This window comes from Flavobacterium sp. CLA17 (assembly GCF_013112255.2).
Lineage (GTDB): Bacteria > Bacteroidota > Bacteroidia > Flavobacteriales > Flavobacteriaceae > Flavobacterium > Flavobacterium circumlabens.
Genome location: NZ_CP068294.1, coordinates 5121959 through 5140253, shown reverse-complemented (window position 1 = coordinate 5140253; position 18295 = coordinate 5121959). Strand labels below are relative to the sequence as shown.

Sequence of the window (18295 nt, the reverse complement as noted above, 5' to 3'; positions counted from 1 at the left end):
TTTTATAAGATGACAAGCTTTTCGTACTTTTCTGCCTTTTTATTAGTTAAATTAGACCTTACGGTAAGTTTGTAAATGTAAACTCCCTTTCCGATTCGGTCTCCAAAATCATCTTTTCCGTCCCAGGTGATCTCTCTTGATAAAAATCCTTCTGTTGTAATGATTTGATTTTTAGTCCATACCACTTTTCCGGTAATGGTCATTACCTGAACCTGAACATCCAGCGGTTCATAAGGTCTGTTGTGCGAAAACCAAAATTGGGTATAGGTTGAAAACGGATTTGGATAATTAAGAACGTGCGAAAGGGTCAGAGATTCATCTCCTGCCACTATAAATTGTATTTCGCTTGTCACAGGGTTGTTGTAAACGTCCCATGCTGTAAAACTTATAGTGTGTATTCCTGTTGTTAAATTTCTTAACGGAAAACGCAAATTTCCGTTTGTATAATCGTCTAATTTAGTTTGATAATAATCATTTAAAACATAAGGATTACTAACATCTCCATCTAAAATCGCTACAATATCATGACCAATTCCACTAGCGGTATTTATACCATTTTCATCTTCTAAAAAAGCCAGTAAGAAGGGGGAACTATTTGTAATTCCACCTGATACAAATGTTTCGTCGTTCATATATAACTTCACTTTTGGATTTATATTGTCCAGAGGTGCATTTTCATTTATTCCGCCAATTTTAATGACGGTATTGTAGCCGGATTGGTTTTCCAGAGGGCTGTCTTTCTTTGCGTAAAAACTAATACGGCCATTATCAAGCGGAATTCGTATGTCTCTTGGTACGATAAAGCTGAACTCAAATTGTCCGTTTTTTACAGAAGCATTTCCTCTAAAAATCGTTTCTCCCAAAGTTTTAAAGTACATCGCAGGGCTAAGGCCATCGTTGTTTAATGTTGTAGATGTAATGGATTTATCAAAAATAGCGGTAAATAATTCTCCATTATAATTGCTTAACAATGTGTTGTTTTCATCGGTTATTTCACCCGTAATCTTCATTTTAGACAGCGATTTAAAGTCAGAAATGGGCTGTGAAATAACAACATCGTTTACTTTTGTTAAATTAATTCTGGGTTTTGGAATAGCCAGCATTAAAGCAGGATCTCCCAGGTAAAAGATAACATTGCTGGAAGAACTTGGTTTTTCATTTTTAGAAATTCGAAGTGTTTCGGCAATTGTTGTATATTGATTTGATCCGTATGCGAGTAAGTTTTTGCTTAGGCTGTCGTTGAAATTTTCAGCGTTATATTGTCCGATAGAACGAATGGTGGTCAGCATGGAGATTGCACCGCCTTTCGGATTCCAGAAAGTGTACTCGCCGGCAGTGGGCCGGGTCGGGTCGTCAAATCGGGAGAACTCGCAGGTAATGGTAATAAATAAAGGATATTTGTATTGGTTGTTCAGGTTTTGACCGTCGGTTTTCTCCCAGATTCGTTCGCTTGCCAGACCGTCTTCTCCTCCGTGACCTAAATAATTAAAGACCAAAGCGCCTTTTTCAAAAGCATTAAATAAATCTGTTCTTGCCTTTGGGTATCTGGATCCGCCCGAAGAAGCTTCCTGGGTGTAGGCATCAAGGATGATTTTATCCACATTGAAAAAAGGTTTTTCTGTGGCTATCACATCTGCCAGGGTGTTTTGTCTGGATTGTAAACTGGCGTCAGAATCTTTATCGGAATCATCGCTGATTAAAACAAAGTTGTTTCTCCAGTTTCCGTACGATTTCTCATTGTGGTATTCTAAAACTTTGTTGACCATTTCCTGAGCCTGAGTAGTACTTGAAACAAGCATTCTTCCAACGGCAATGTCAATTCCCTTGGCAAAAGAAGTCAGGTTCCCTTCGTTGGAATCCATCAGTCCGAAAAAATCATCAGAAGCAAATGAGGCTTCTCCAATTGTATTGCTTACTAGCGATTGATATATAGGTACAATATTATTGTTGTTTTGAGTGCGGTTTTTATAATCAAATGAGGCGTCACCGAATAAATTCAGGTATTTTATTTTTTTATCTGTTGAAGAAGCGTTGTCGTATATGTATTTGATGCAGTTTCTGATAGCTGCAATATCCTGCTTTCCGGAGGAGAATTCCTGGTAGATATTTTCCAATGCAATTACTTTTACGTTTAAATTAGAATACGTACGATGAAAATTGGCCAGATTCTCCGCCTGGGAAAGCAGAAATCTTGGGGAAACAATTACGTAATCAATATCCTGAAATGTGTTTTGTGCATTTTTGAAGAGTGTTCCTTTTAAATTCTGATTGGCAATTTTAGACTGATTTTCTTTTAACGGACTGTAGTAATCTGCCGGATCAATTGCGATGTATTTTCGGATTTCTCCTAAAGAAGCTTTGAAGCTGAAATTTGCCTGACCTGTATTTTCAATTTTTGATACATTATATAGGTCAGTAACGTCCCAGATTTGCGTGATACCCGTTGCGTTGCCAATGGTATAATTGACTGTTCCCGGTGTTGAACCGGCCAGGTCATATTGAAATTTAAATTGTTTGCCAGTTCCCAATAGTTTCCTTTTGGCAACTAAATTGATATAATCCAGATATCCTTTAGATCCCGGAACACCATTATTATTGTATACCAATTTGATTTTTACATTTTCAGCACCTGAAAAAGAAGTGTTAGCAGGAAGTTTGTTATCGCTGAATTTTACTTCAGAATTCGATTCTAAGGGCGCGAAATTAAGAGTGCTGATGTTTTGTCCGTTTGCAGAAACTGTAAACGTAGTAGCGGTGTAGGCTGCTGAAACGGCATTTAATTCTATTTTTATAGGAGTTGTCACTTCAAGGTTAGGAAAACTAAAATCGAATTCCTGCTCTGTATCAATATCAAAAGCCTCTCCAAACCATTGACGCCCCGTGTGAGCAATATTTATTTTGTCAATTTCATGGTATTGATAGTCGTCGTAAGTATTTAATTCGAGCGTGCTGTTGCTTGTGGGTTGATTTAGGGTTGTAATCCTTTTTCCGTCTCCGCCAGCGATTGTTATATAATAGTACGATTTTGTATCGAATATATTAATGTTGGTCTGGCTTTCTGTATTCCAGTTGTCAATTCCTTCACCATAAAAAAGAATATAATCGTCATTGTTAAAAGCTCCGTCACTTTCTCCAATAACCTGAATGGAATTTTCGGTTAAATCATCAGGATAATAGATATTGTTGGCAAGTGGAAGCATTTTACCGCCATTTCCGTAAATTTTGATTCTTTTTGGATCAGCTTTGTCGGCATCAAATCCTAAACTTTGTAAAAAGGACTTTGAAATTTTGTAAACGCCTGATTTTTCGATATAAAATCGATACCAATCTCCCGATGACAAAACCGAATTGTGGATTTCTTTTGATTTCTGAAAAGAAGAAGCGTTGCTGCTTTTTGATGCTGAGTTGTTTATGGAATAGGAAAAGGATCTTACACGTTTGTAGCCATTTCCGTCCTTTATAATTGGACTAAGAGAAATAAAAGCTTGCGTTTTATCTCTTGCCAAAGCGATTTCCAGCGCTTCATTTAGTTTGAAAGGTATGTTTTTAAGTGTTAAATCTCCAAGCTCTGTAATTGAAATTGTTTCATAAGTGATGTTGGTAATTTGAAGAGAACTGCCGTTTGAGTAGCTTGATTCGGCTAAGCTAAGTAGCAATGTTATGCTTTTTTTAGTAGTATCCAGTCGAAAAGCGTCTCCTGAAAAGTAGGGGATAACAATTCTATTGTCGCCGAAACCTGTCTCCTTTTTACTTTGCCAATCTAGCGTAAAGCTCCCATTTATCTGGGAAAATGAAGCAAATGAAATGAAAAACAGATATAGAAAAAAGGTTTGTTTCATAGACTGAAAAATCGAAATTAAATTTAAAATATTTTAGTAAGTAAAAATATAGTATTTCATGTTATAGTAAATAATAAAAAGTATATTTTTGCGTTCGTAACTATAGGTTATTTTCTGGTAAAAAACGGCTAAATAAAATTATGAGAACAGATGTTGCTAATTAAATGTTAATTATTATATTGCAGCACCTAAATTTATCACCTAAGAATGAGTATGAAAGTAAACAAAATTGTAGTCTTGCAATTAATGATGTCAATTGTATTGATGTTGGGCACGGCTAGTTGTAGCAAAAAATCGAGTTCCAGTCACGCTTCCAGAGCAACTGGTTGGGATGTAGATAGTCAGAATGGAACTTCTGCCAGAAATGCAGGGAAAAAACAACAGGCTGGTCCTGGTTTAGTTTTTGTTGAAGGAGGTACGTTTACTATGGGTAAAGTACAGGATGATGTTATGCACGATTGGAATAACACTCCAACTCAACAACACGTTCAATCATTCTACATGGACGAAACTGAAGTTACGAACGGTATGTATTTAGAGTACCTGGAGTGGCTTAAAAAGGTTTTCCCTCCGACAGAAGAAAATTACAAAAATATTTATGAAGGAGCATCTCCTGATACTTTGGTATGGAGAAATCGTTTAGGATACAACGAAACGATGACAAACAACTACCTAAGACATCCTTCTTATGCTAACTACCCTGTGGTTGGTGTTAACTGGATTCAGGCAGTTGAATTTAGTAAATGGAGAACAGACCGTGTAAACGAAGCTGTTTTAGAAAAAGAAGGATATATTAAAAAAGGTGCAAAAACACAAGATGTTAGTGCAGAAAGTTTGTTTAATACTGAGGCTTATGTTGCTTCTCCATCTACTACCTATGGTGGTAATGAAGAATTGGTATTAAAGAAAAATCCTAATGGAAGAAGACCAAAAGCTGGTAAAGACGGTGTAGTTCCAGATGAGAAAAATGTGTACGCACAACGTTCTTCCGGTGTTATCTTACCGGAATACAGACTTCCTACTGAAGCAGAATGGGAGTACGCTGCTGCTGCTGATGTTGGACAAAGAGAATACAATATATATAAAGGACAAAAGAAATACCCTTGGTCCGGAGATTATACACGTTCTTCTAAACGTAAAAACAAAGGAGATCAATTGGCTAACTTTAAGCAAGGTAACGGTGATTACGGTGGAATTGCTGGCTGGTCAGATGATGGAGCAGATATTACAAACTCTGTAAAAAGTTACGCGCCAAATGATTTCGGTCTATATGATATGGCAGGTAACGTTGCAGAATGGGTAGCTGACGTTTACAGACCTATTATTGATAATGAAGCGAATGATTTTAACTACTATAGAGGAAATCAATATGCTAAAAACAAAATTGGTAAAGATGGTAAACTTGAAATTATCACTAAAGAAAATATCAAATACGATACTTTAAGTAATGGTAAAGTTGTAGCAAGAAACCTTCCGGGAGAAATTGCTCAGGTTCCGGTTGACGAAAATGAGACCTATTTGAGAACTAATTTCAGTACAAGCGACAATATCAACTATAGAGATGGTGATAAACAATCATCTAAATATTTTGACTTTGGAGATTCTGAAGCTGGAGCAAAAGCAGATCAAAACATGTACAATTCTCCTAAACACAATATCACTACAGATAGTTTAGGTAAAATGGTAAGAAAATACGACAACTCTAGTAAACGTACTACTTTAATCGATGATAAAGTTAGAGTTTACAAAGGAGGATCCTGGAGAGACAGAGCTTACTGGTTAGATCCGGCTCAAAGAAGATATTTCCCTCAGGATATGGCAACAGATTACATCGGATTCAGATGTGCTATGTCAAGAGTAGGTTCAAAAGCTGAAAAAAGAAAGTCACCTAGAAACTAGGTTTTAGAAAATTTCAATAAAAAAAATTCCAAATTCCAAAAGCTGAATCTTCAGTACGGAATTTGGAATTTTTTTATTCTTTTTTTTCTATTTTTATCATAATAAAAAATTTTACAAATGAATATTCAGGACATTCATAATTTATTTTTGCAATGTAAATCGGTTTCAATAGATACAAGAAAAATTGAAACCAATTCTATGTTTTTTGCCATAAAAGGCGAAAACTTTGATGCAAACACTTTTGCAAAACAGGCGCTTGATTTAGGTGCTTTATTTGTTGTTATTGACAATGCTTCTTATTTTATTGATGAAAGAACAGTACTGGTTGAAAATAGCCTGCACACCTTACAGGAACTAGCAAAGTTTCACCGCACTTACTTAAATCTTCCTGTTGTTGCATTGACCGGGAGTAATGGTAAAACAACAACCAAGGAACTTATAAATGTCGTTTTATCTAAAAAGTTTAAGACTAAAGCTACTATCGGTAATTTGAATAATCATATCGGGGTTCCGTTAACTCTGTTGTCTTTTACAAAAGATACCCAGATCGGAATTGTTGAAATGGGAGCCAATCATAAAAAAGAGATTGAGTTCCTATGTGAAATAGCGCAGCCGGATTACGGTTATATCACAAACTTTGGCAAGGCACACTTAGAAGGTTTTGGAGGTGTTGAAGGTGTTATACAAGGAAAAAGTGAAATGTATAAGTATCTTGCGGAGCATGATAAAACGGTTTTTGTAAATCTTGAAGATCCTATTCAGGTAGAGAAATCTAAAGAGATCAAACGTTTTACCTTTGGAATTAAAAAGAATGAAGCAAATGTTAGAATCAATACTATAGAAGCGAATCCTTTTGTGGTTATAGAATATGAAGAGTTTGTTGTTAATTCTAATTTAATAGGACTTTATAACGCAAATAACATTAATGCGGCAGTTGCAATAGGTATTTATTTTAATGTTGGAAATAACGATATTAAAGCGGCGATTGAAAGTTACACGCCAGACAATAACAGATCTCAGTTATTAAAAAAGGGAACCAATCAGATTATATTGGACGCTTACAACGCAAATCCAAGTAGTATGGCTGTTGCAATTGCTAATTTTATACAATTGGACAATTCTAAGAAAATAATGATATTAGGGGATATGTTTGAACTTGGAAACGAAAGCAGCCAGGAACACAAAATTATTGTTGATTCAGTAATCGGTCAAAATCAATCGGTTTGTTATTTGATCGGAAAAGATTTCTACGCGCACAAAATTTCTAATGAATATGTTTTTTTCTTTGAGACTTTTGATGCTTTTGCAGATTACTTAAAGACGATTAAATTTAACGACAATACAATTCTAATAAAAGGCTCCCGAGGAATGGCATTAGAACGTACATTAGAATATATCTAAATAAATCAAGTAAAAACGCCATCAACATTGATGGCGTTTTGCTTGATTTATATGCTCATTAAAAAGCCGATAAGATTTTCCTTTTTATTCAGTCCAAGTTTTTTTCTTAGACGATACCTTGCTAATTCTACACCTCCTGTTGAAATATTCATGATTTCGGCGATTTCCTTTGTTGACATATTCATTAAAAGATAAGTAGATAAATCCAGTTCCCGGGGTGAAATGGTTGGGTATTTTTCTTTTAATCTTTTCAAAAACTCAAAATGCACGTTTTTAATGTGTTTCTCCAGGTCTTTCCAGCTTTTATCGGTGTTAACCTCTTTGACGATACTTTTGTGCAGCTTGTTAAATTCAAATTTTGTGGAATCATCCAAAGTATTGGTGTCTATGTCCTTTATTTTTTGAATAATGCCATTCAGGACTTTGTTTTTCTTTACTACCTGAAGCGAATTACTTACCAGCTCCTTGTCCTTGGCCAGGATTTTTATCTGAAGTTTGTCACTTTTTAGTCTCTCAATTTCTTTTTCGAGCTCATGTTGATCGGACCTGATTTTGGATTCTTTTTCCAGATACAATCTTCTTTGTTCTATGGTTTCGTAATATTTATTTTTTCTGATTTTAAGTTTTATTCTATTCGAGGTAATATACACCCCGGCAAGAATAAGGAAAAAATAAGTCAGATACGCTAAAAAATGCCTGTACCAGGGAGGTGAAATGGTGAAATTAATTTCTGAAGCTTCCGATTCTACACCATAGCTGTTTTTTGCCTTGATTTGCATTTTGTAATTTCCTTCTCTCAAATTTGTATACTCTTTTACAGAAGTAGTAGACCAATTACGCCAGTTTTCTTCAAATGGTTCTAATTTGTACGAGTATGTTACGTTTTCCTGATTTTCATAAGTTGGGGACGAAAAAGTGAATTTTACGTGATTGGAATTGTAAGGAATTGTAAGATCTGTTAATTGTTTTTCGAGATTTCCGGTTATAATTGTATCACTGGTAGAGGAAAAGCTTTCAAAAAAGACTTTTGGTGTTGTGATGAAATTATTCGATATTTTAGAATCATAATGGGCCAGTCCATCCGTCAGGCCGATGAAAATGTTATTAGGGTCAATTGTATTAACAGAAATGTAATTGTTTACTAAATTACCTGTCAGATTAGAAAACGGTGCGTTCTGGCTATTGTAAGTTCCATTTTTCATTTTTAACAGAACCCCAATAGATTCGTTATAAGAATACCATAGATTGCTATTGCTGTCTTCTATTAAGGTGTTTATAGGTGGGATTTTTTGAAACAAATTGGTTAGTTTTTTGTCTTCAAAAAAGTTTTCCTGTTCATCACTATATCTGTAAAAATGATTTTTGGTTTGAAAATATACTTTGTTGTTTATCGATTGTAAACTTCCTATTCCCTTATAGGAAGGTGAAATTTGCATGTGTTTTTTGATATAGTCAAATCTTTTCAGATCTTCAGATAATTTCATTTGATACAAGTAAGGCTCTTTTTTTAACCACAAATAATTGTTATCCAGCTCAATTTCGAAAGTATTGGTTGTTTCATCAAATCCACTTACCTGATTAATGAAATTAATTTCATTTGATGAATTCTTAAAGATTGAAAATCCATTATAACTTTCCCCGATAATATAACCGGGATGACTGGGAATTGTTTTGAAACCGAAATAACCTCTACTGTCTAATATTTTCGAAACTTTATTTTGATTTATTACCAATGCTCCGCTATTGCTTGCGCAGAGAAGATTGTTGTTTAATACCTGAATATTCCAGGCTTGTGCAATTGTTCCTTCAACGCGCGTAAAAGGTTCGTCTTTAAAAGGAGTTGTCCAGGAATGGTAAAACAGCCCCTGATTAGTTGCTACGTATAAATTTTTGTTGAAAATTACGGAAGCGTAGACAGTGCCTATATTATAACTGTAGTCGAAAAAGGTAAAGGGTGAGTTTTGATTTATAAATGTAATTCCATTATCGAGGCCTAGCCATAAGTTGTTTTTGTTGTCAACAAATGAGGTTAGAATAGTATTGTTCTGCAGCCCCTTTTGCCGGTTGAGATGCTGGATTATTTTTCCGTTTAAATCACAAATAATTATGCCATTAAGAACGGAGTTCAGAACAATGAATTTATTTTTTATGATCGATCCGCCAAGGGACGTGTTTTTCTTTATAAAAGTATTAGCTTCAGTTTCCCAGGATTTAACGCTATTGTAGTCGTAAACAAAAAGCCCCTTTTCTAACGTTGCAAACAGTATCTTATTATTGGGTAATGGAAACATCGCCCATATTTCTTTATCGTTTAAGGACGTAGTGCCTTTCAGGGCAATCAGTTTTTGATCTTTGTATTCCAGGATACCTAAAACTTTATCCTGAAAATAAAGGTGTTTATTTATAATAAAAGAAAATTGAAATTTATTAGGAGCATTTATAACAATGAGCTTATTATTCCTGTAAAAAAAGACTTTCGTAAAAGATTGAAATATTACTTCTCCTTTATATATATGTATTCTCCAGATTAAATTGATATTTCTGCTGTCTTTTTTGCTGACTAAGTCAGAAAGGGAATGGTATTTTAGCTTTCCTTTTTCATCACTTTTAAAAAATCCAAATTCATTATTTCCTCCAACATAAATTTTTCCTGAACCATCTATTTTGAGACTTCGGATTGCCGTATTATTTGGAAGGGAATATTTGTTCCAGGTGGAGCCGTCAAATTGGATTAATCCACTATTGTTTGCAAAGTACACATTACCATTTTTATCCTGATCAATATTCCAGTTTTGAGTGCCTCCCTTATAGTCGGATCGCTTATAGTTCTTAATTGCGGGAAGTCCGATGTTTTTTACTTGAGAGAAAATAGTAAAAGGCACGATAAAAAGGAGAAAAAGAGAAATATATGTATTTATGAATTTCATAATTTTAAATCGGTATTTTTATTAGTAATGTTTTATAATCTGCTTTTTTTCTGATTATTGCAGATGCTTTATTGTATTTTATTTGAAAAATTTCGAATAATAACGAAAATAATTCATTTTCATTAAATGTAGTGTTTATTTTGTTTAGTTAACAATTCTATAACAATATAAATTTATTATTAAATAGCTTTATATCAATTATTTAAAAATATATTGATGTGTTTTTGTAATGTGCAATTTTATCTTTTGATGTGTTTTTGTAATGAATTTTAATTATAAATAGTAAAAATTTAACTTTATTATTGCATCAAATTACTAATTAATTAACCAAAATTTTTAGAAAAATGAAATTAACAAAATTACTTATTTTTTGTTTTTCATCTCTATTGTTTTCAGTTATCGCAATGGCACAAGATGTTACGGTAAATGGAATTATAAATGATGAAAGTGGCTTACCCGTCCCAGGGGCAACAATCTTAATTAAAGGTACAAATAAGGCAACCGCCTCTGACTTTGATGGAAAGTTTCAAATCAATGTTCCGTCAAATGGTACTTTAACAGTTAGTTTTGTAGGTTATAATACAGTACAGGAAGCTGTAAACGGAAGAACTAAACTAGAAATCAGGTTGAAAGCTGAATCTCAAAGTTTAAATGAAGTAGTAGTAGTAGGATACGGCACACAAAAGAAAAGTGTCGTGACGGGATCTATTTCCAGCGTTAAAGCAAAAGCTTTGGAGAATCTTCCTGTAACCAGAATCGAGCAATCTTTGCAAGGTAGAGTTTCCGGGGTTTCTATTGCAGCAAATGCAGGACAGCCGGGATCAGCTTCTACGATCCGTATTCGTGGTTTTACTACTTTAAACAATAACGATCCTTTATGGGTAGTGGATGGTGTTATCGTTGATAACGGAGGTATAGGATACCTGAATCAGTCTGATATCGAATCTATCGAGGTGCTAAAAGATGGTGCTTCGGGTGCAATCTACGGTTCCCGTGCAGCTGCAGGGGTTATCTTAGTAACTACAAAAAAAGGTAAATCGGGTGGAATCTCAGTAAATTATAGTGGTTATGCAGGTACTTCACAAGCTTCTAACAAAATAAATTTACTAGATGCAACTCAGTATGTTGGAATTATGAACGAGGCTTACACTAATGGAGGTAAACCGGCACCATTTTCAACTACAACAAATTACGGTAAAGGTACAAACTGGCAAGATGCTATATTTAATGATCATGCACAACGTTACTCTCATGAGTTAAGTTTTAGCGGAGGAAATGACACTTCTACATTCTACATGTCATTTGGATTATTAGATCAGGAAGGTATTGTAACAACTGAAATTTCTAACTACACCAGAAAAAATATCCGTTTAAACTCGAACCATAAATTAGGGAAGTATATTAAAATTGGTCAGACTTTAGGATATTCTAACGAAAAAACAATTGGTATTGGTAATACGAATGACGAATTTGGAGGTCCTTTGGCATCTGCGATCAATTTAGATCCATTGACTCCAATTATTGAGACCAATCCAAATCAGCCAATTTATCAAAATAATCCTAATGCTCTTAAAGATGCAAATGGTAATTATTATGGTATTTCTACTATTGTAACTCAGGAAAATACAAATCCACTAGCTTACACGCAAACCAGATTAGGTAACAATGATTTTTCTGATAATTTTGTTGGTAACATATTTGTTGAAGCAGAAATTTTACCTGGATTAAAATTCAGATCTACTGCCGGTGGTAAATTAGCCTACTACGGATCAGATAATTTTACTCCGGTGTTTTTCCTTAACGGAGCTACAAAGAGAGATAAAAACGAATTATTCAGATCATACAAAAAGTCATTCAGCTGGAACTGGGAGAATACTTTAAACTATAGCAAAAAATTTGGTGATCATAATTTTAGTGTATTAGTAGGAAAAGGGACTTATGTTGATAATATTACTTCAGGTAATGATGTTACTTATCAAGGGGTTCCTGCAACAACTCATGCTGATGCTTCTTTTAATGTAGAAGTTCCTATAACAGATAAAATTGCTAATGCTTATGATTCTCAGGCATATGAGCACAGAGTGGAGTCTTTATTTGGAAGATTAAATTACGACTACAAAGAAAAATACATTTTTACAGGTATTATTCGTCGTGATGGTTCTACCAGATTCGGACCAACTCATAAATATGGAACTTTTCCATCTGTATCTTTAGGATGGGTACCATCAAAAGAAGGTTTTTGGAAAGAAAATAACGTAATCAGCAACTTAAAAATTAGAGGTGGTTACGGGGTAACAGGTAATGACTCTTCACCAGAATTCTTATTTATCTCAACTGTTGGTATTAAAAGAAATTATACTGTAGGAGGAATACCTACACCTGGACAAAGTCCAAATGCGATTCCTAATCCTGATTTGAAATGGGAGGAAACAAAACAAGCAAATGTTGGATTTGAGACTACTTTATTTCAGGATTTCAATTTAAGCGTAGATTTATTCAACAAAAAAACGGAAGGGATTATTATGCCAGTGCCAAACCCTGGATATGTAGGAGCAACCGGAGATACTTATGCCAATTTAGCCAGTATGGAGAATAAAGGTTTTGATATTGAGTTAGGTTACAGAAAAAAAATAGGTGAATTAAACCTTTCTGTAAATGGTAATTTCTCTTACATCAAAAATGAAATCACATATATCGCTGAAGGAACCGGATTTATTGCAGGAGACGAGACAGTGCAATCAAGTTCTTATGAAATTAACAGAACTCAGATTGGACAAGCTTACAATTCATTTTACGGATTCAAAACAAATGGTATTTTTCAATCTCAGGCAGAAGTTAATGCTTACACAAGTTCAGGAGGTACTGTAATACAGCCTAATGCTAAGCCAGGAGATTTCCGTTGGAAAGACTTAAATGATGATGGAGTTATTGATGGAAATGATAGAGCTTTCTTAGGAACTTCTTTACCTAAATATACGTATGGATTTACATTAAATCTGGATTATAAAGGATTTGACTTGTTGGTGTTTGGTCAGGGTGCCGGAGGAAATAAAATTTATCAGGGATTAAGAAGGTTAGATATCATAAATGCAAATTACTCAACTGACGTTTTAGGTCGTTGGACAGGACCAGGATCTACAAACAGTTATCCAAGAGTTACTACAGATGATACCAACAAAAACTTTAGTAATCCATCTGATTTTAATTTGGAAAAAGGAGACTTCTTTAGATTCAAAACAATTCAACTTGGATATTCATTACCAAAAGAATGGATACAAAGTATTGCATTACAAAGAGTTAGGTTGTACCTGACAGGGGAAAATCTTTTCACGATCACTAAATATAGTGGTTTTGATCCAGAAATCGGAGGGCCAACTGCGGCTGGTATGGACAATGTACAAGGTGTTGACAGAGGATATTATCCTCAGGCAAAATCGTACATGTTAGGAGTTAATTTGCAATTTTAATTAAAAAATAAAATATTATGAAACTTATTAGTTTTAAACAATCGTTCATCGCTTTTGGAGTGTTGCTTACACTTGGAGCGTGTGATACCGACGAAAAGTTAGATGTAAAAGGAAATGGAGTTGTATTTGAGGAGGATTTTTACAGAAATGAAACAGAAGCGTATTCCGGTTTAGTAGCGGCTTATGATAAAATAGGAAAATTTGCAGGATCCATGGAAACTGCACCATTGTTATTTTTAAATTCGGCTTCAGATGATTTTTATGCGGGAGGTGGAAACTCTGGTGATCAGCCAGGTCTTCAGGTGGCATCAAATTATACTGTGACCCCTAGTAATATTCCGCCTGCAATCTGGGCAAATTATTACCAAGGTGTTTTTAGATGTAATGTTATGATTCAAAAACTTCCTGCCGTTCCTATGGATGCTGCTAAAAAAGCAAGATTTATGAGTGAAGTAAAAGCATTACGTGCTTATTATTATTTTGATCTTGTAAGAATGTTCAAAAATGTTCCCTTAATATTAGCACCACTTACTAAGGACGAGGTTCACAATGTTTTGCAGGCAAAACCTCAGGATGTGTATTTGCAAATCGAAAAGGATTTAAACGAGGCTATCGCAGATTTACCTGTTACTCTACCAGCAAATGAGTCAGGACGTTTAACAAAAGGTGCAGCAACAGCACTTTTAGGAAAAGTGTACTTATACGACAACAAAAAAGCTGAAGCTGCTATTCAACTAGAAAAAGTAAATGGTACGCCAGGTGGTACAAGTAGTTTTGGTTATAAATTGATGCCGACTTTCGCTTCATTATGGAATCATGCTAATAAATTCAACACAGAATCTATTTTTGAAATTGCTTACTCTGACAAATCAAATGCGGACTGGGGTAATTTTGAAACAGGAAATGACGAAGGAAATGTGGCTGCACAGTTAATGGGAATGAGAGATTATTCCAGAACTGATGCAGGAGAAGCGGCAGGTTTGCCTGATTACATCAATGGATGGGGGTTCATGGTTGTTACAACAGATTTAGCTAATGCATTAAAAACAGACCCTCGCTTTGCATCTACAATATTTGATGCTAATGCAGAAAAAGCTGCAGGCCGCATAACTTTTACAGATAGTTATAATGAAACAGGATACCATTTTATAAAGTATGCAGCCGTAAACAAAGATATTACAGCAACAAATCCTTTCTTAAATTTTGCTATCAATACTTATGTGATTCGTTTGGCTGATACTTATTTGTTAGAAGCAGAAGCTTTAGGAGGAACCGGGCCAAGAGCTCAGGCACTTCTGGATGCTGTTAGAAATAGAGTTGGATTAGGACCTGTTCCGGTTTCTTTAAATGCTATTTACGCAGAAAGAAGACTGGAACTTGCAGGAGAAGGACACCGTTGGTATGATTTAGTAAGAACAGGTCAGGCAGCTGCTAAACTTGCTTTTAAAGGATTTATACCAAATAAAAATGAAGCTTTCCCAATTCCATATACTGAATTCAACAACACTAAAATGGAACAGAATGATGGATATATTCAAAATTAATATAAAGAGTTGAAACAAAAAACAGCTGTTTTGTCAGCTGTTTTTAAAAGAAATCTCAATTTACGTTAATATAAGTTAAGTTTAAGTTTGGTTGTAAATAGCCCATAATCATTATGAGTATGGGCTATTTTTTAATCAGGACGGCTAAAGATTTGACTACGAAATTCAAAAGCTATTAAATTATTTAAAACATACTCAATGAAAAAATTTGGCTTTATTATTACTTGTTTATGTTTTTCTATATCTGTTTTTTCGCAACAGAAAAACCAAAAGCAACAACAAAAATTTACCACTACCAATAAAAAAATTACTGTTTACACTACAGCAGCTAATACAAAATTAAGGTTAACCCCTACAGATAATTTATATTTTACCGCATCAAAACAGCCAATAGAGACAGAGATATCCGTTTTTGTTGAACCATCAAAACGTTTTCAGAGTTTTCTGGGAATCGGAGGTGCCATTACAGATGCAAGTGCCGAAATTTTCGCCAAATTATCAAAAGAAAAACAAACGGAATTTTTAAATGCCTATTACGATACACAAAAAGGAATCGGATATTCATTGCTAAGAACAACTATTCAAAGTTCTGATTTTAGCAGCGGAAGTTATTCCTATATCGAAGAAGGAGATAAAGATTTAAAAACATTTTCGATTGATCATGACCGTAAATATCGCATTCCGATGATCAAGGAAGCCATTAAAACCGCAGGTGGAAAATTAGTTACCTATGCCACACCGTGGTCACCAAATGCTTTCATGAAAAGTAATAAAAATGTACTAAAAGGAGGGAAATTACTACCTGAATATTTTCAGTCCTGGGCTAATTTCTATTCAAAATTTATAAAAGCATACAACAAAGAGGGAATTCCAATTTGGGCAACATCCGTTCAAAATGAGCCAATGGCTACTCAAACCTGGGAATCTTGTTTGTATACTGCTGATGAAGAAAGAGACTTCCTGAAGAATTTTCTTGGGCCAACATTAAAAAAGGACGGACTGGGGAATGTAAAAATAATTGCATGGGACCATAACCGTGATTTAATGGTGCAAAGAGCCAATGTTATTTTCTCTGACCCGGAAGCTTCCAAATATGTTTGGGGAATTGGTTTTCACTGGTATGAAACCTGGACAGGTGCTCAGCCAATGTTTGACAATGTTGCAAGAGTACACGAAGCATATCCGGACAAAAAGCTTCTTTTTACAGAAGGTTGTGTCGAAAAATTTGATGCTACAAAATACCAGTTCTGGCCAAATGCGGAAAGATACGGGACTTCTATGATTAATGATTTTAATAATGGAACTGTTGGCTGGACAGACTGGAACATACTTCTGGACCAGTTTGGAGGTCCCAATCACGTAGGTAATTTTTGCTTTGCGCCTATACACGCAGACACCACTACCGGTGAGTTGATCTACACTCCGTCGTACTATTATATTGGTCATTTTTCGAAATTTATTCGCCCTGATGCAGTAAGAGTGAGTACATCGGTAAGCCGCAGTTATCTTTCAAGCACTTCTTTTTTGAATAAGGATGGAAAAATGGCGACCGTAGTAATGAATAATACAGATAATGAGATTACCTACAATTTTATAATTGCAACTGAGCAGGCAATTGTAAAAATTCCATCACACGCGATACAAACGCTTGTGTATTAGCATTTTTTGAGTTAGTTAGAGGGTTAATGTGATCATCCATTTTAACCCTCATTTTTTTAATTAAAATAAATCGTTTTTCTGAAAGTACATGAAACCTATAAACAGAATTTTAATAGCACCATTACTCGTTCTGCAATTAAGCTGTTCTTCATCCAGAATTGTGGACAATTCTACTGTTTCTGCATCAAAATCAAATAAAAAGATAGAAGTTTATACGACAGCCGAAAATACCAGTTTAAGATTGTCGTTATCTGGTAATTTTATCTTAAATCCAACTTCACAACAAACAAAGTCAATACATTCAATTGCCATTGACAGTAAAAAAACCGATCAGGCTTTTCTTGGGATAGGCGGGGCAATTACAGATGCGAGTGCTGAAGTTTTCGCCAAATTATCACCCAAAAAGCAACAGGAATTTCTAACCGCTTACTATGATAAAAATAAAGGAATTGGTTATTCTTTAGCCAGAACCAATATTCATAGTTGCGATTTTAGCAGCGACAGTTATACGTATATTGAAGAAGGTGACAAAGACCTGAAAACCTTCAATATTGATCACGATAGGAAATACCGAATCCCTTTACTTAAAAAAGCAATTGAAACTGCCGGCGGTAACTTAACTTTATTTGTTAGTCCGTGGAGTCCCCCAGCTTTCATGAAAGACAATAATGATATTTTGCACGGCGGCGTTTTATTGCCTGAATTTGCACAATCCTGGGCCAATTATTATTCCAAATTTATAAAAGCGTACGAAAAAGAAGGGATCCCGGTTTGGGGATTAACCATTCAGAATGAACCCATGGCAAGTCAGAGATGGGAATCCTGTATTTATACTCCGGAAGCCGAAAGGGACTTTCTGAAAAACTTTCTTGGGCCAACATTACAAAAGGACGGGCTGGGTTCTAAAAATATTATTATCTGGGATCACAACCGTGGAGATATGCTGGAAAAAAGAGCCAATCTTGTTTTCTCAGATCCCGAAGTTTCAAAATATGCATGGGGAATTGGATTTCACTGGTATGAAACATGGAACGGCGGAACTCCGAAATTTGAATCAGTAAGGAAGGTTCACGAAGCTTTTCCGGAGAAAAATTTACTTTTTACGGAAGGTTGTATTGAAAAATTTGATGCAGCAAAGTTTCAGTTTTGGGGAAATGCCGAGCGTTACGGAATCAATATGATCAATGATTTCAATAATGGAACGACAGGCTGGACAGACTGGAATATTCTTCTGGACCAAAACGGAGGCCCAAATCATGTAGGCAATTTCTGTTTCGCACCCATTCATGCAGATACGACAAAAGACGAATTAATCTACACTCCAATGTATTATTATATTGGCCATTTATCAAAATTTATCCGACCGGGAGCCAAAAGAATAAGCAATACCACAAGTGATAAAAGTTTATTAAGCACTTCTTTTTTGAATACAAACGGAAAAACGGCAACAATTGTGATGAATGCATCTGACAAAGAAGTGGTGTATGAAATCATAATTGATTCTTTCAAAAATACAATTACAATACCAGCACATGCGATGCAGACTCTGGTCTATTAGA

8 protein-coding genes are annotated in these 18295 nt (G+C 34.9%); 6 read left to right on the top strand and 2 right to left on the bottom strand.

Going from position 1 to position 18295, the window contains the following annotated elements; all coding sequences use genetic code 11:
- Nucleotides 1-2: 2 nt before the first annotated feature.
- Nucleotides 3-3839 carry a type IX secretion system sortase PorU gene (gene porU / locus HAV12_RS21185; protein ID WP_171571350.1) on the bottom strand — a complete coding sequence of 1279 codons (3837 nt, stop codon included), beginning with the start codon at nucleotides 3837-3839 and terminating at the stop codon, nucleotides 3-5.
- 213 nt (nucleotides 3840-4052) lie between these two features.
- Between porU and gldJ the strand changes: the two genes are divergently transcribed.
- Both gldJ and murF read left to right on the top strand, forming a co-directional pair.
- Nucleotides 4053-5738, top strand: a complete 1686-nt coding sequence (gldJ, locus tag HAV12_RS21180; protein WP_132031832.1) for a gliding motility lipoprotein GldJ — start codon at nucleotides 4053-4055, stop codon at nucleotides 5736-5738.
- Between the two features lie 117 nt (nucleotides 5739-5855).
- Nucleotides 5856-7139, top strand: coding sequence for a UDP-N-acetylmuramoyl-tripeptide--D-alanyl-D-alanine ligase (gene murF / locus HAV12_RS21175; RefSeq protein ID WP_171571349.1), 1284 nt, complete (start codon nucleotides 5856-5858; stop codon nucleotides 7137-7139).
- Between the two features lie 47 nt (nucleotides 7140-7186).
- Here murF and HAV12_RS21170 read toward each other — a convergent pair whose 3' ends face one another.
- The gene (locus HAV12_RS21170; protein WP_171571348.1) at nucleotides 7187-10066 is read right to left on the bottom strand and encodes a triple tyrosine motif-containing protein; all 2880 of its coding nucleotides are present in this window, start codon (nucleotides 10064-10066) and stop codon (nucleotides 7187-7189) included.
- A gap of 344 nt (nucleotides 10067-10410) precedes the next feature.
- Between HAV12_RS21170 and HAV12_RS21165 the strand changes: the two genes are divergently transcribed.
- The 4 genes from HAV12_RS21165 to HAV12_RS21150 all read left to right on the top strand — a co-directional run bounded on the left by HAV12_RS21165 (nucleotide 10411) and on the right by HAV12_RS21150 (nucleotide 18294).
- A complete protein-coding gene (locus tag HAV12_RS21165) occupies nucleotides 10411-13533 on the top strand; it encodes a TonB-dependent receptor (protein WP_171571347.1) in 3123 nt (1040 codons plus the stop codon).
- Between the two features lie 17 nt (nucleotides 13534-13550).
- Nucleotides 13551-15077 (top strand): RagB/SusD family nutrient uptake outer membrane protein, encoded by a 1527-nt coding sequence (locus tag HAV12_RS21160; protein WP_171571346.1) that lies wholly within the window; start codon nucleotides 13551-13553, stop codon nucleotides 15075-15077.
- A gap of 198 nt (nucleotides 15078-15275) precedes the next feature.
- The gene (locus HAV12_RS21155) at nucleotides 15276-16736 is read left to right on the top strand and encodes a glycoside hydrolase family 30 protein (protein WP_171571345.1); all 1461 of its coding nucleotides are present in this window, start codon (nucleotides 15276-15278) and stop codon (nucleotides 16734-16736) included.
- Between the two features lie 88 nt (nucleotides 16737-16824).
- Nucleotides 16825-18294 carry a glycoside hydrolase family 30 protein gene (locus HAV12_RS21150; RefSeq protein WP_171571344.1) on the top strand — a complete coding sequence of 490 codons (1470 nt, stop codon included), beginning with the start codon at nucleotides 16825-16827 and terminating at the stop codon, nucleotides 18292-18294.
- Nucleotide 18295: the final 1 nt, after the last annotated feature.